This is a genomic window from Streptomyces sp. NPDC102402 (assembly GCF_044765765.1).
In the GTDB taxonomy this organism is placed as follows: Bacteria; Actinomycetota; Actinomycetes; order Streptomycetales; family Streptomycetaceae; genus Streptomyces.
This window is the reverse complement of the sequence record NZ_JBIWKR010000007.1, coordinates 180505-195775: the sequence shown is the minus strand read 5'-3', so window position 1 is coordinate 195775 and position 15271 is coordinate 180505. Positions and strand designations below refer to the sequence as shown.

The window sequence follows — 15271 nt, the reverse complement described above, 5'->3', positions numbered from 1 at the left end:
CGTACAGGTCGGTGTACCCACCCCCGTAGACCAGGCCGCGTGAATCCCGCGTGGTCGTGCGAAGGAAGTTCCGTCCCGTGAGTCTCGTGACCCTCCTCCCCTTCATCGTGCTCATCGGGGCCATGTTCCTGATGACCCGGTCCGCCAAGAAGAAGCAGCAGGCGGCTGCGCAGATGCGCAACGACATGCAGCCCGGCACGGGCGTCCGGACGATCGGGGGCATGTACGCCACCGTCAAGGAGATCCAGGACGACACGGTTCTCCTCGAGGTCGCGCCCGGCGTCCACGCCGTCTACGCCAAGAACTCCATCGGTGCCGTCCTGGACGACGCGGAGTACAACCGCATCGTCCACGGCGACGACGAGCTGGAGGGCGAGGGCACGGTCGTGCCCGACGACGCCTCCTCGCTCACCGAGAGTGAGTCCGCGGACGCGGCCGACGACGTGGCCAAGATCGACCTGGGCAAGAAGGCCGAGGACGACGAGGCACCGAAGGACGCCGAGGCCGAGGGCTCCGCGGTCAAGGACGCCAAGGCCGACAGCGAGGGCGACGCCAAGTAGTTCCACGACTCAGAGACGCCGGACACCCCATGGGGTGTCCGGCGTCTCACGGGCCGTGCGGTCTTCTGCGGGGGCGGGTCCCCACAACACTTCGTGGCCGCTCGGGCGCATTACCCGGCGCGGGGCGGTTGGACAGGGAGAAACGAAAAGGTGGCAGCACCGAAGAAAGGCCGGGGCTCAACCGGTGGACAGGGCAGGCCGGGCCGTGCCCTGGCACTGATCCTGATTGCCATGGTCGCCCTGACCGGCGGGATGTTCCTGTCCGGTCACACCACGCCCCGGCTCGGCATCGACCTGGCCGGCGGCACATCGATCACGCTCAAGGCGAAGAGCCAGCCCGGCAAGCCTGACGCGATCAACGAGACCAACATGAACACCGCGGTCAGCATCATCGAACGCCGTGTCAATGGTCTGGGTGTCTCCGAGGCCGAGGTTCAGACCCAGGGCGCATCGAACATCATCGTCAACATCCCCAAGGGGACGAATTCGGCGCAGGCCCGGGAGCAGGTCGGCACGACCGCCCAGCTCTACTTCCGGCCCGTGCTCACCGTCACCGACGGGGGGCCGACGCCCGAAGGCTCTCCGAGCCCGTCCGCCAGCGGTTCCGGGAAGCCGAGCGCCACGCCCAGTGCGAAGGCGAGCGACCCGGAGACCGCTTCGGACCCGAAGACGACGCCTTCGGCGAGCGCCACCACCCAGGGCCGTGCCGTCACCGACGCCCTGAAGGACGCGACGCCGACGCCCTCCGCCTCCGGTGACGCCGACCCGTCGAAGTCCCCGGCTGCGACCGGGACGCCCGACCCCGCCACCGCGGCGCTCGAGAAGAAGTTCACCGCGCTGGACTGCTCCGACAAGGCCGCCCGCGCCAAGGCCGGCGACGGCGTCAAGCCCGAGGACCCCACGGTCGCGTGCAGCTCCGAGGGCGACGCGAAGTACCTCCTCGGCCCGGCCGAGGTCTCCGGTACGGACGTCGACGACGCGAAGGCCCAGTTCGACCAGCAGCGCGGCATCTGGCTCGTCTCCATGGAGTTCACGGACAAGGGCTCCAAGAAGTTCCAGACGATCACCAAGAAGCTGTCGACGCAGCAGTCGCCGCAGAACCAGTTCGCGATCTCCCTCGACGGCGAGGTCGTCTCCGCACCGCAGGTGAACGAGACGCTCAGCGGCAGCGCCGAGATCTCCGGCAGCTTCACCCAGCAGTCCGCGGAGGACCTGGCCAACGTCCTGTCCTACGGTGCGCTCCCGCTGTCCTTCAGCGAGGACACGGTCACCACCGTCACCGCCGCCCTCGGTGGCGAGCAGCTGGAGGCCGGCCTGATCGCCGGCGCCATCGGCCTCGCCCTGGTCGTCATCTACCTGGTGGCCTACTACCGCGGCCTGGCGCTCATCGCGCTCCTCAGCCTCCTGGCCTCCGGCATCCTGACGTACACGATCATGGCCCTGCTCGGCCCGGCCATCGGCTTCGCGCTGAACCTCCCGGCCGTCTGCGGTGCCATCGTGGCGATCGGTATCACGGCGGACTCGTTCATCGTCTACTTCGAACGCATCCGCGACGAGATCCGTGAGGGCCGCACACTCCGCCCGGCAGTCGAGCGCGCCTGGCCCAGGGCCCGTCGCACCATCCTCGTCTCGGACTTCGTGTCGTTCCTGGCCGCGGCCGTGCTCTTCCTCGTCACCGTCGGCAAGGTCCAGGGCTTCGCGTTCACGCTGGGTCTCACGACCCTGCTCGACGTCGTGGTGGTGTTCCTGTTCACCAAGCCCGTCATGACCCTGATGGCACGCACGAAGTTCTTCAGCAGCGGTCACCCGTGGTCCGGCCTGGACCCGAAGCGGCTCGGCGCCAAGCCGCCGCTGCGCCGCTCGCGCCGCGTCAACGCCCGTACCGACCACCCGAAGGAGGCGTGAGATGTCGCGACTCGGCAATCTCGGCGCCCGGCTCTACCGTGGCGAGGTCGGTTACGACTTCATCGGCAAGCGCAAGATCTGGTACGGCGTCTCGATCCTGATCACCATCACGGCCATTCTCGGCCTGGCGGTCAGCGGCCTGAACATGGGCATCGAGTTCAAGGGCGGTGCCGTCTTCACGACGGACACCAAGGCCAAGGTGTCCGTCTCCCAGGCCCACGAGGACGCGGTCGCGGCCTCCGGCCACGAGGCGATCGTCCAGGAGCTCGGCAACGGCGGGCTCCGGATCCAGATCACCGAGGTCGACACCGCCAAGGCCGACCAGATCAAGACCCAGCTCTCCGAGGACCTCGGCATCCCCGAGGCGAAGATCAACGCGGACCTCGTCGGCCCCAGCTGGGGTGAGCAGATCGCCAACAAGGCCTGGGCGGGCCTCGGCATCTTCATGGTCCTCGTGGTGATCTACCTGGCCATCGCCTTCGAGTGGCGGATGGCCATCGCCGCGCTCATCGCGCTGATCCACGACATCACCATCACGGTCGGTGTCTACGCCCTCGTGGGCTTCGAGGTCACCCCGGGCACGGTGATCGGTCTGCTGACCATCCTCGGTTACTCCCTCTACGACACGGTCGTCGTCTTCGACAGCCTCAAGGAGGGCACGAAGGGGATCACCAAGCAGACCCGCTGGACCTACAGCGAGATCGCCAACCGCTCCATCAACGGCACGCTGGTGCGCTCCATCAACACCACCGTCGTCGCGCTGCTGCCGGTCGCCGGTCTGCTGTTCATCGGTGGCGGTGTCCTCGGCGCGGGCATGCTGAACGACATCTCGCTGTCGCTGTTCGTCGGCCTCGCCGCCGGCGCGTACTCCTCGATCTTCATCGCCACCCCGCTGGTCGCCGACCTCAAGGAGCGCGAGCCGCAGATAAAGGCACTGAAGAAGCGGATCCTCGCCAAGCGTGCCGCGGCCGCGGCCAAGGGCGAGTCCGTCGAGGACGAGCGCGACGACCGCGCCGACGACGACTTCGACGAGGACGGCGAGACCGCCGGGACCGTCGTCGGCCAGCGCCGGCAGCCCGGAGGACACGGCCGGACTCCGAGGAACCGCCGATGACCAGCACGGACATCGACGACTCGACCCGGGAGCTGCTGCTCAGCCGGATCCGTGACGTTCCGGACTATCCGAAGCCGGGGGTGCTGTTCAAGGACATCACCCCGCTGCTCGCGGACCCGGTGGCCTTCACCGCGCTCACGGACTGGTTCACGGAGCTGTGCGTACGGCACGGGGCGACGAAGATCGTCGGCCTGGAGGCGCGCGGATTCATCCTGGCCGCGCCGGTCTCGGTCCGGGCCGGGATCGGCTTCGTCCCCGTGCGCAAGGCCGGGAAGCTGCCCGGCGCCACGCTCGGCCAGGCGTACGAGCTGGAGTACGGCACCGCGGAGATCGAGATCCACGCCGAGGACCTGTCGGCCGACGACCGCGTCATGGTCATCGACGACGTCCTCGCCACCGGAGGCACCGCGGAGGCCTCGCTGGAGCTGATCCGGCGGGCCGGTGCCCAGGTCGCCGGGGTCTCGGTCCTGATGGAGCTCGGCTTCCTCGCCGGCCGCGGACGCCTGGAGGCAGGGCTGCGGGACGCCCCGCTGGACGCTCTGATCACCCTCTGACCTGCACCGCGCTGCCGTAGCGCGCGTAAGGACGCACTGGACGGGTACCCGGGAACATCCGGGTACCCGTCCCGCGTTGTGAGGGGTTCCGCAGTCCCCGGGCGAGGACCTGCCCGACGGTCGATACCATGGGCTTTCCGGTAGCCCGGATCCGCACGAGGAGCGCTCTTGCCAGACGAGGCCCAGCCAGTCGCCGCCCCGCAGCCCGAAAGGCCTGAGGGGGCCTCCGCCACGCCCGGGAAGGCGCAGCCCGACGGAGGCGGCGGGTCCGGGAGCGGAACCGCGGGTGAGCACGCACAGGGCCCCGCCCAGGCTCAGGACCACCAGGCTCCCGCCACCCAGGCGAAGCCGGCCCCGCCTCCCGGTACGAAGGCCGCGCCGTCCCCCGGGACGAAGCCGACGCCCCAGACGAAGCCCGCGGAGGCCGCTTCCGAGGCGAAGCCGTCCGGGACCCCCGCGGCGAAGCCGGACCAGGGGCCCGCAGCCGCGAAGCCCCCGGCGGCTCCGGCCGTGAAGCCCCCGGCGCCCGCAGCCGCGAAGCCCCCGGCGGCTCCGGCCGTGAAGCCCCCGGCGCCCGCGCCCGCCGCTAAGCCCCCGGCCAGGACCGCCGCCACCCCGCCGGCCACGCCCACGCGCTCCGGCGGCTCCTCCAACCGTGTCCGGGCCCGCCTCGCCCGACTGGGTGTACAGCGCTCCAGTCCCTACAACCCGGTCCTCGAACCCCTCCTGCGCACGGTCCGCGGCAACGACCCGAAGATCGAGTCCGCCACCCTCCGCCAGATCGAGAAGGCCTACCAGGTCGCCGAGCGCTGGCACCGTGGCCAGAAGCGCAAGAGCGGCGACCCCTACATCACCCATCCGCTTGCCGTCACCACGATCCTCGCCGAGCTCGGCATGGATCCGGCGACGCTGATGGCAGGACTGCTGCACGACACGGTCGAGGACACCGAGTACGGCCTCGACACCCTGCGCAAGGACTTCGGCGACCAGGTCGCGCTGCTCGTCGACGGCGTCACCAAGCTCGACAAGGTGAAGTTCGGCGAGGCGGCCCAGGCCGAGACCGTCCGCAAGATGGTCGTCGCCATGGCCAAGGACCCCCGCGTCCTCGTCATCAAGCTCGCCGACCGCCTGCACAACATGCGCACCATGCGCTACCTCAAGCGGGAGAAGCAGGAGAAAAAGGCCCGCGAGACCCTCGAGATCTACGCGCCCCTTGCTCACCGCCTGGGCATGAACACCATCAAGTGGGAGCTGGAGGACCTCGCCTTCGCGATCCTCTACCCCAAGATGTACGACGAGATCGTCCGCCTCGTCGCCGAGCGCGCGCCCAAGCGTGACGAGTACCTGGCCATAGTGACCGACGAGGTCCAGGCGGACCTGCGCGCCGCCCGGATCAAGGCCACCGTCACCGGACGGCCGAAGCACTACTACAGCGTCTACCAGAAGATGATCGTGCGGGGCCGCGACTTCGCCGAGATCTACGACCTGGTGGGCATCCGCGTCCTCGTCGACACCGTCCGCGACTGCTATGCGGCGCTCGGCACCGTCCACGCCCGGTGGAACCCGGTGCCCGGGCGGTTCAAGGACTACATCGCGATGCCCAAGTTCAACATGTACCAGTCGCTGCACACCACGGTGATCGGTCCCAGCGGCAAGCCCGTCGAACTCCAGATCCGCACGTTCGACATGCACCGCCGTGCCGAGTACGGCATCGCCGCGCACTGGAAGTACAAGCAGGAGGCCGTCGCCGGCGCCTCCAAGGTCCGCACGGACGTCCCCAAGAACACGGGCGGCCGCGGCCAGGACACCGTGAACGACATGGCGTGGCTGCGCCAGCTCCTGGACTGGCAGAAGGAGACCGAGGACCCCAGCGAGTTCCTGGAGTCCCTGCGGTTCGACCTCTCGCGCAACGAGGTCTTCGTCTTCACGCCGAAGGGCGACGTGATAGCGCTGCCCGCCGGTGCGACCTCGGTGGACTTCGCGTACGCCGTCCACACCGAGGTCGGCCACCGGACCATAGGAGCACGGGTCAACGGGCGGCTCGTGCCGCTGGAGTCGACCCTCGACAACGGCGACCTGGTGGAGGTCTTCACCTCCAAGGCGGCCGGCGCGGGGCCCTCCCGCGACTGGCTCCAGTTCGTGAAGTCGCCCCGGGCACGCAACAAGATCCGCGCCTGGTTCTCCAAGGAGCGGCGCGACGAGGCGATCGAGCAGGGCAAGGACGCCATCGCGCGGGCCATGCGCAAGCAGAACCTGCCGATCCAGCGGATCCTGACCGGCGACTCCCTGGTCACCCTGGCGCACGAGATGCGCTACCCCGACATCTCGTCGCTCTACGCGGCGATCGGGGAGGGCCATGTCGCCGCCGCCGGCGTCGTCCAGAAGCTCGTCCAGGCGCTGGGCGGCGAGGACGCGGCCAACGAGGACCTGGCGGAGAGCTCGCCGCCCTCGCACGGCCGCAGCAAGCGCCGGGCCAAGGCGGACCCCGGTGTGGTCGTGAAGGGCGTCGACGACGTCTGGGTCAAGCTGGCCCGCTGCTGCACGCCCGTCCCGGGTGACCCGATCATCGGGTTCGTCACCCGGGGCAGCGGAGTCTCCGTGCACCGCGCGGACTGCGTGAACGTCGACTCGCTCTCCCAGCAGCCCGAGCGGATCCTGGACGTCGAGTGGGCGCCCACCCAGTCGTCGGTCTTCCTCGTCGCCATCCAGGTCGAGGCGCTGGACCGCTCGCGGCTGCTCTCCGACGTCACACGCGTCCTGTCGGACCAGCACGTCAACATCCTGTCGGCGGCGGTGCAGACCTCCCGCGACCGGGTGGCCACCTCGCGCTTCACCTTCGAGATGGGCGACCCCAAGCACCTGGGACACGTCCTGAAGGCCGTACGCGGCGTGGAGGGCGTCTACGACGTCTACCGGGTCACCTCGGCGCGGCGGCCCTAAGGCGGCAATCGGAGGAGGGGAAGGCATGACCGACCTGGGGCTGATCGACGGACGCTACCGGACGGTGAGGCTTCTGGGGCGCGGAGCGATGGGGGTCGTCTACGAGGCGGAGGACGAGGTCCTCCAGCGTCGGGTCGCCCTGAAGAAGTTATCGGCCGTAGGAGCTGTGTCGGGGGGCGCTGAGGCGCTGGCACGGCTCAACCGTGAGGCCGTCGCGCTGGCCCGTATCGACCATCCTGGCGTGGTCTCGCTGTACGACAGCGGGCTGCACGGAGATGCGCCCTACATCGTGATGCAACTCGTCGACGGCGTCGATCTCGCGTCGCTGGTGGAAATGGGTGCCCTGGCGTCCGGTGCGGCAAGTTCTGTGGGCTTCGAGATGGCCCAGGCGTTGGCGGCGGCGCACGAAGCGGGTGTCCTCCACCGCGACGTCAAGCCGACGAACGTGGGGATCACCAGGCTGGGCCGCGTGGTGATCCACGACTTCGGCCTGGCGCGCCTGGCCGGCGAGGTGGCCATCACCCGCGCAGGGGCCATGATGGGAACACCTCAGTTCATGGCGCCTGAAGTGATCATGGGAGCCGCTCCGGGGCCGGCGGCGGACCTGTACGGACTGGGTGTCTGCCTGTATTTCATGCTCACGGGCACCCTGCCTTTCGGCGGTCATACAGAGGTGGGCGCCGTCGTGGACAATGCGCTCGGGGCGGGTGTTCCAGCGCTGAGCACCGGTCGCTTCCCACACCTCCCCGCAGAGCTCGCGCTCCTCGTGGACCGGCTGTGCGCGCGGGAGGCCGCGGCCCGCCCGCAGAAGGCGGCGGAGGCCGTTGATCTCCTGAAGCCGTTCACGGGGGGAGGCCGGGGTGACCTGGCGGTGCTGGTCGCGGCGAAGATACGCGACACCGCGATCCTCCAGGTGTACGAACCCCAGCCGCGGACCGGTGCCACGACGGAAGCGGGTCCCGAGTACGAGTGGGACGAGAACGCGTTTCCCCGCCAGCGCGCAGGGGGGTGGCCTGACGGTTTCCGGCCCTTGACGCTCAGCACAGCTACGAGGCGCCTGGTCCTGAGCAGCATGACACCACAGAACGCGGCGTCACGGCAGCGGGAAGCGGTGAGCCTCGTACTGAGAGGAGAGCTTCAGGAGGCGGTGGAGATGCTGTCCTCCATCACCCAGGTCTGCCTGTCCTCGCTCGGTCCGCACCATCCGACCACACTGACCGGTCAGTTCTGGCAGGCTGTCTGCCTCGCACGCCTCGGGGCCGGCCCCGAGGCGCTTGATCTGTTCGCACGGGTCAAGCGTCACACCGACCACAGGGGGACCGACGGCCATGGGTGAGTACGACGTACGACTGGCTCCGGGCAGCCAGGACGGCGACGCCGAAGAGCACCTGCGCTCGCTGCTGAGCTGGCTACAGGAGGACGAGAGCCTCGACCGGTACGTACGGGGCAGCTACAGAAGTCCGGCACCGCGAAGCGCCGAACACATGGGGGAGGGCCTGGACCTTCTGGCTCTGGTCGCCGGGAGTGCGCTCTCCACGGGGTCACTGGTCTTCTCCGTACTCCAGTGGCAGGCCTCGCGGCGAAGGGCACCGACTCTCATTCTGCGCCGGGGCGCCGTCGAGGTCCACCTTCCCGCAGATCGCGCCACGGATGACGAGGCCCTACGGCGTATCGTGTCCGCCCTCGGTGAGGACAGTCGGCAGAGTCAGGAGCCCGGGGGCGATGACGGGACTGCCTGACCCCGGCGCCTCCAGAGCCGTACTGATCGGCACCGCCGCCTACCGGCATCTGCATGCCTTGCCCGCCGTCGAGGCCAACCTCGCGGACCTCCGGACCGAGCTCTGCGACGCCACGGTCTGGGGGCTGCCCCGACAGCACTGCGCCGTCGTCGCCGATCCCCAGCACGCAGCGGCCATGCTGGACCCGGTACGGCAGGCAGGAGAGGAAGCCACCGACACCCTGCTCGTCTACTTCGCAGGCCACGGGATGCGGGACGCGGAGTCGGCCGACCTCTATCTGGCGCTCGGCGGATCACGGGAGAATGCCGGATACACCGCTGTCGCCTACCAGCACGTGCGGGCAGAGCTCCGTGCCTCCCGTGCCCGGCGCAAGATCGTTGTGCTGGACTGCTGCTTCAGCGGCAGAGCAGCCAAGACGCTTGCCGGCGAGCGGGGGGCGCTGGCCGCCCAAGCCGCGGTCGACGGGGCCTACGTCATCACCGCGTCGTCCCGCGACAGAATGGCGCTCGCTCCGGACGGCGAGCGGTACACCGCATTCACGGGGGAGCTCCTGACACTGCTCCGCGAGGGCATTCAGGACGGTCCCGAACTCCTCGACCTGGACACCGTCTTCCAGGTCCTGGAGAAACGGCTCCGGGGAAAGAACCGCCCGCTCCCTCAGCGTGCGCAGGAGAACGGTGTCGGCCGGCTCAGATTGGTCCGGAACAAGGCTCGCGCCGCGCGCCGCGCCCCGGCAGGCCCCGTCCTCGCTGCCGATGTGAGGGCGTCCATGGTCGCGGCAGGACTCGGCCTGGCCCGGATGCTCCGGGCCGCAGGCCGCGGGAGGGACGCCCTTCCGGTCCTTAGGCTCGCGCTCCAGGAGCGTGTGCCGGACGGCGAGGGCAGCCTCCTCGCGGTGCAGTTGGAACTGGCGGACATCCTCGCGGAGACGGGCCAGAGCGGCGAAGCCATCGAAGTGCTCGAATCGGCTTTCCAGCAGGCCCACAAGATCTACGGACCGGAGGCGTTGCTGGTCTGCCGACGGCTCGCGGACCTGCTGCAGGAATCCGGCAACCACATCCAGGCATGCGAGGTGCTCAAGCACGCACTGGACCTGGCGGAGAACGGGATCCGGGCACAGCCTTAGCTTGTTTTTTAACGACCTTGCTGCACAACCGAGTTGATCGCCTGCTGCTTGGTGATGGCTGGTGCGACAGCGGTGCGGCCTTGGTGTGATCATGTGCGTTGTCGAGACGTTGTTGATCATGCCAAGGTCGCGAGGGTGAGTTTGCTGCACGATGCTGTTCGCGTCGAGTCCCTGACCGTGTTGTCCCGGTTCCGGACCGACTTCTACGACTGCCTGACCGCTCGCGCGGACGCGTTGTTCGAGCTGACGGATGCGGTGCTGTGCACCGACGGGCCGGTGCGGTCGCTCGTGGATCTCGCGCTGGCGCCCGAGCACCGCCGGGGCCACGGCGCCCTCTACGCCGGTCTCAACCGCGGACGGGTGGATGTCGCCCGGCTACGGCGGGTCCTGTCCGAGATGCCGCTGCCGAGGGCCGCGGACGGCCGGCTGGTCCTGGCGGTGGACGTCTCGCCGTGGCTTCGGCCGGACGCCGGGACCGTGCCGGACCGCTCGTTCTGCCACACCTACGGCCGCGGCAGCGCCAAGCACCAGATGATGCCCGGCTGGCCGTACTCGGTCGTCGTCGCCCTCGAAAGCGGCCGCACCTCCTGGACCGCGCTCCTGGACGCGGTCCGCCTGGCCCCCGGCGCGGACCTGGCCGCTGTCACCGCCGACCAAGTCCGCGAGGTGGCCGAACGGCTCATCACTGCAGGCCAGTGGACCGACGGAGACCCGGAGATTCTTGTCGTGCTGGACGCCGGCTACGACGCCCCGCGCATCGCCTACCTCCTGTCCGGCCTGCCCGTCGAGATCCTGGGCCGTACCCGATCGGACCGTGTGATGCGACGCCCGGCACCCTCGCGACAGGAGTTCCTCCTGGACCACCCGAAGGGCGGACGGCCGCCCAAGCACGGCGGGGAGTTCGTCTTCGGCGACCCCACAACCTGGGGCGCCGAGCAGGCAGTCACGGTCACCAATACCCGGCTCTATGGCAGGGCCACCGCCCAGGCGTGGGATCGGCTCCACCCCAGGCTGACCCAGCGGGCCGCCTGGCTGGAGCACGACGGCCCGCTGCCGGTCATCGAGGGAACGGTCATCCGTCTGACCGTCGAGCACTTGCCGTCCGGCGGGGTGAACAAGCCGGTCTGGCTGTGGTGGTCGAGAACTGGTGCCACCGAAGCCGACGTCGACCGGTGCTGGCAGGCGTTCCTACGACGCTTCGACATCGAGCACACCTTCCGCATGCTCAAGCAGACCCTCGGCTGGACCCGGCCCCGCCTGCGCAACTCGGCCGCCGCCGACCGCTGGACCTGGCTCATCATCTCCACCCACACCCAACTCCGCCTCGCCCGACCCCTCGCCACCGACCTCCGCAGGCCGTGGGAGAAACCGGCACTGCCGCATAAACTCACCCCCGCCAGGGTCCGGCGCGGGTTCCGGAACCTCCGCACGACGACGGGCACTCCGGCCGGTGCACCGAAACCGACCACACCCGGACCCGGACGCCCGCCGGGCTCGAAGAACCGACGACCCGCAACCCGCCACGACGTGGGACGTGTCCTCGCCGGCGGCGAGGCACACCAGCGACCAGCCCACCACAAGGTCGGCACCAAACCCCGACGAACCAGTTCAAAGCTAGGCCGGAGCACATGATCAGACGAGGCCACGCCAGCGTCCGATGAACGCCCAGGCGAGCGGACGAGTCGAGGCCCAATTTCGACCTCAGACCATGAAGAACAAGCTCACCCGGCGAGCAGGGCGTGCACCCACTGGTCTTCGCGTTGCTCGGTGTATTCGGCGTCGTTTCGCCAGGCGTCACCGTGACCTTCGGCCCACAGCCTTTCCCAGGGCTGGACACCTTGGGCTGCCTGGTCTCGCAGGAAGTCGTGCATGGAACGCGTACGGCGCCCCAACATAGGCACCAACCGACGGCGTTCGGACTCATCGAGACCATAGGCGTCGGCGAAGACTCGCAGTCGGCTCGCCGCGTCCGGGCGCTGCCAGTCCGGATGCGCGGACAGAGGGATGAACCCGTGAACGGCGTAGGCAACATCCCACAGGCGCGAGCCGGGACCCGCACCGTCCCAGTCGATGAAGGCCCACCGCGTCTCGTCTGCGACCACGAGGTTCCAGGGAGCCAGGTCGTTATGGGCGATGATGTCATCGCCCTCAGCCGGGATCGGCGTCTGCCACCGCGCATCGGAAGGCGGCGTGAAGTCCTGCACGGCATCGTGGAAGTCCCGGATCAGCCGTGCAACGCGAGCCAGCTGTCGAGCGGGGCCGATCAGCGAGAACCGGTCGGGCCAGACCACGTCCCCCGGCATGAAGGTCAGGACCTCACGCCCCTGATCGTCAATGCCGAGCGGACGAGGTGCCGCGCCGAATCCCACTTCGTGCAGGTGGGCAAGCAGGGCATGCACAGCGGGAGTCCATGGTCCGGCCGGACGGCGAACGGTGTCCCCGACGCGAACCACACCCTCACTGACGTTGCCACCGGACAAAGGCTGCTCATCATCGCGCCGCATCGAACCAGTGTGTCGGACCAGCTCGCCATGGTCACCCCATTTTGGGGAGCGTCAGAGTAGGGCGGAGGTTAAAGAACAAGCTTAGGGCGTGTTTCGAAAGTCCCGCCTGCCTGGCGACGCCTGGCACGCTCGCGGCGTTGCGGAAATGCCCTAGTAGCTCCGCTACGAGAACATTTCCGCGCCTTGCGATCGCACGCACCAGACGCCGCCAGGCCCGCCCTCCGGGCGGACGGCGCTACTTTCGAAACACGCCCTAGGCGGGAGAGCCCCGCCGACGCCCGGTCACCGGCCTCCTCCAGGCAGATGGCCCGGTTCGGTGGTGGTGCCTTCCCGCCTACGCGTCGACCTCGTGCCGGCCGTGCTCCAGGAAGTAGTTCGCCTCGGGCGTGCCGTCTACGGCCCTCTCGACCGCGGCGCGCGGTGCGTTGCTGACACCGCGTCGCCATCGTCGCGTACGCCAGGCGTACAGGAGCCCCTCCCGTTCAGGACCGGATCGCCCGGCTCAGCCGCCGAACTCCTCGAGGCCCTTCAGTGCCTGGTCCAGCAGCGCCTGCCGGCCTTCGAGCTCCCGCGAGAGCTTGTCGGCCCGGGAGTTGTTGCCCGAGGCGCGGGCCGCGTCGATCTGCGTGCGCAGCTTGTCCACGGCCGCTTGGAGCTGACCGGTCAGACCCGCGGCGCGTGCCCGCGCCTCCGGGTTCGTCCGGCGCCACTCGGACTCCTCGGCCTCCTGGAGGGCGCGCTCCACGGCCTGCACCCGGCCCTCGACCTTCGGACGGGCGTCACGCGGGACGTGGCCGACGGCCTCCCAGCGCTCGTTGATGGAACGGAACGCGGCCCTGGCCGCCTTCAGATCCGTCACCGGGACCAGCTTCTCGGCCTCGGTGGCGAGTTCCTCCTTGAGCTTGAGGTTCTCGCCCTGCTCGGCGTCCCGCTCGGCGAAGACCCCGCTGCGGGCGGCGAAGAACACGTCCTGCGCACCGCGGAAGCGGTTCCAGAGCTCGTCCTCGGCCTCGCGCTGGGCGCGCCCCGCGGCCTTCCACTCGGTCATCAGGTCGCGGTAACGCGCGGCCGTCGTACCCCAGTCGGTCGAGCCGGAAAGAGACTCGGCCTCGGCGACGAGCCTCTCCTTGACCTTGCGGGCCTCCTCGCGCTGCGCGTCCAGCGCGGCGAAGTGGGCCTTGCGGCGCTTGGAGAAGGCGGAACGGGCGTGGGAGAAGCGGTGCCACAGCTCGTCGTCGGACTTGCGGTCCAGACGAGGCAGCCCCTTCCACGTGTCGACCAGAGCACGCAGACGCTCACCGGCCGACCGCCACTGCTCGCTCTGCGCCAGCTCCTCGGCCTCGACGACGAGCGCCTCCTTGGCCTGACGGGCCTCGTCGGTCTGCTTCGCCTTCTGGACCTTGCGCTCCTCGCGACGCGAGTCGACGGTCGCGACGAGCGCGTCCAGCCGCTTGCCGAGCGCGCTGAGGTCGCCGACGGCGTGGTGCTCGTCGACCTGCTGACGCAGGTGATCGATCGCCGCCGTGGCGTCCTTCGCCGAGAGGTCGGTGGTCTTCACCCGCCGCTCGAGGAGGCCGATCTCGACCACCAGGCCCTCGTACTTGCGCTCGAAATAGGCCAGAGCCTCCTCGGGGGAACCGGCCTGCCACGATCCGACGACCTGCTCGCCCTCGGCCGTACGCACGTACACGGTGCCCGTCTCATCGACACGGCCCCACGGGTCGCTGCTCACAGCGCCTCCTCCACCTGATGCATCGAAGGGGTTCGCCCCCGTGCATCGTCCACAGTTTCCTGGGGCGGGCAGCGCCCGCCCTGCACAACGCCAATCTAGGCGACCGGCCGCCCGGCTGTCCGCACTCAGCACGGCTGAAATTCTCCGGTGCGTTCCAGGAACCCCGCGCCGGGCGGCATGGTCGGGGTCAGGCCTTGTCGACCGTCGCCTTCTCCACCGTGACGGTCTTCTTCGGCGCACCGTCGGCCGCCCCACCGGCCACACCCGCCGCGGCGACCTTCTTGACGGCCTTCAGGCCGGCATCGTCCATGGTGCCGAACGGCGTGTAGCTGGGCGGAAGTTCGGTGTCCTTGTAGACCAGGAAGAACTGGCTGCCGCCGGTGCCCGGCTGGCCGGTGTTCGCCATCGCGACGGTGCCCGCCGGGTACGTCACCGAGCCCTTGGCGTCCGCCTTGCCCAGAGCTGTCAGATTCTCGTCCGGGATGGTGTAGCCGGGGCCGCCCGTGCCGTCGCCCTTCGGGTCGCCGCACTGCAGGACGAAGATGCTGTCCGTGGTCAGGCGGTGACACTTCGTGTCGTCGAAGTACCCCTTGTCCGCGAGGGCCTTGAACGAGTTCGTGGTGTGGGGGGTCTTCGCCGCGTCCATGGAGATGTCGATGTCGCCCTGGCTGGTCTTGAGCGCCAGGGAGTACTTCGCCTTCTTGTCGATCTTCATCGCGGGCTCGGGAGCCTTGCTCTCGCTCTCCGAGGGGGAGGGCGACGCCGACGGGTCGGCCTTCGAGGCCGCGTCCGCGGAGCTCTTCGAGCCGTCGTCGCCGAGGGAGAAGTACGCGCCCGCGCCGGCGACCGCCACCACGGCCACCGTCGACGCGATGATCACCGTGAGACGCCTGGTCCTCCGGCGCGCCTCCTCCCGGCGCGTCTGCTGCCGCTCGAACTTCTCCCGGGCGAGCTGCCGCCGCCGCTGATCGCTGCTGACCACCGGATGGTCTCCTTGTACGTCGTGTGATCGGACCTGGAATGCCCGTACGGTATATGGGTTAGCTGTGGAATGAGGAGCGCCGGTAGGCTCTGGTCTGCCGTATTCCCCTCCGCGG

The 15271-nt window shown here is 69.4% G+C and carries 12 protein-coding genes; 9 read left to right on the top strand and 3 right to left on the bottom strand.

The genetic code is table 11. From position 1 onward, the window contains the following. The first annotated feature begins 77 nt into the window (after positions 1-77). From yajC to ACIRJR_RS21775, 9 genes are all read left to right on the top strand, one after another. On the top strand, positions 78-560 hold the full coding sequence (gene yajC, locus ACIRJR_RS21815; RefSeq protein WP_403783290.1) for a preprotein translocase subunit YajC: 483 nt from the start codon (positions 78-80) through the stop codon (positions 558-560). A gap of 150 nt (positions 561-710) precedes the next feature. Next, positions 711-2465 (top strand): protein translocase subunit SecD, encoded by a 1755-nt coding sequence (secD, locus tag ACIRJR_RS21810; RefSeq protein WP_403783287.1) that lies wholly within the window; start codon positions 711-713, stop codon positions 2463-2465. Position 2466: 1 nt separating this feature from the next. Then, positions 2467-3579, top strand: coding sequence for a protein translocase subunit SecF (gene secF, locus ACIRJR_RS21805; protein WP_403783284.1), 1113 nt, complete (start codon positions 2467-2469; stop codon positions 3577-3579). Beyond that, entirely contained in the window at positions 3576-4133 is a 558-nt protein-coding gene (locus tag ACIRJR_RS21800) for an adenine phosphoribosyltransferase (protein ID WP_403783281.1), read from the top strand. The genes secF and ACIRJR_RS21800 overlap by 4 nt, the downstream gene beginning before the upstream one ends. A gap of 168 nt (positions 4134-4301) precedes the next feature. After that, positions 4302-7073 (top strand): RelA/SpoT family protein, encoded by a 2772-nt coding sequence (locus ACIRJR_RS21795; protein WP_403783278.1) that lies wholly within the window; start codon positions 4302-4304, stop codon positions 7071-7073. Positions 7074-7098: 25 nt separating this feature from the next. Next, positions 7099-8409 (top strand): protein kinase, encoded by a 1311-nt coding sequence (locus ACIRJR_RS21790; protein WP_403783275.1) that lies wholly within the window; start codon positions 7099-7101, stop codon positions 8407-8409. Next, positions 8402-8812 carry a hypothetical protein gene (locus tag ACIRJR_RS21785; protein WP_403783272.1) on the top strand — a complete coding sequence of 137 codons (411 nt, stop codon included), beginning with the start codon at positions 8402-8404 and terminating at the stop codon, positions 8810-8812. Before ACIRJR_RS21790 ends, ACIRJR_RS21785 begins: the two co-directional genes overlap by 8 nt. Further along, positions 8796-9938, top strand: a complete 1143-nt coding sequence (locus ACIRJR_RS21780) for a caspase family protein (protein ID WP_403783269.1) — start codon at positions 8796-8798, stop codon at positions 9936-9938. The genes ACIRJR_RS21785 and ACIRJR_RS21780 overlap by 17 nt, the downstream gene beginning before the upstream one ends. Positions 9939-10073: 135 nt before the next feature. After that, complete coding sequence (locus tag ACIRJR_RS21775) at positions 10074-11570, top strand: NF041680 family putative transposase (RefSeq protein WP_403783266.1); 1497 nt, start codon at positions 10074-10076, stop codon at positions 11568-11570. Positions 11571-11659: 89 nt separating this feature from the next. Here the strand turns inward: ACIRJR_RS21775 and ACIRJR_RS21770 are convergent, their stop codons facing one another. From ACIRJR_RS21770 to ACIRJR_RS21760, 3 genes are all read right to left on the bottom strand, one after another. Beyond that, positions 11660-12442 (bottom strand): phosphotransferase enzyme family protein, encoded by a 783-nt coding sequence (locus ACIRJR_RS21770; protein ID WP_030584751.1) that lies wholly within the window; start codon positions 12440-12442, stop codon positions 11660-11662. 502 nt (positions 12443-12944) lie between these two features. Continuing rightward, positions 12945-14174, bottom strand: coding sequence for a DUF349 domain-containing protein (locus ACIRJR_RS21765; RefSeq protein WP_403783263.1), 1230 nt, complete (start codon positions 14172-14174; stop codon positions 12945-12947). Between the two features lie 187 nt (positions 14175-14361). After that, entirely contained in the window at positions 14362-15156 is a 795-nt protein-coding gene (locus tag ACIRJR_RS21760; protein ID WP_403783260.1) for a peptidylprolyl isomerase, read from the bottom strand. Between the last annotated feature and the right edge of the window lie 115 nt (positions 15157-15271).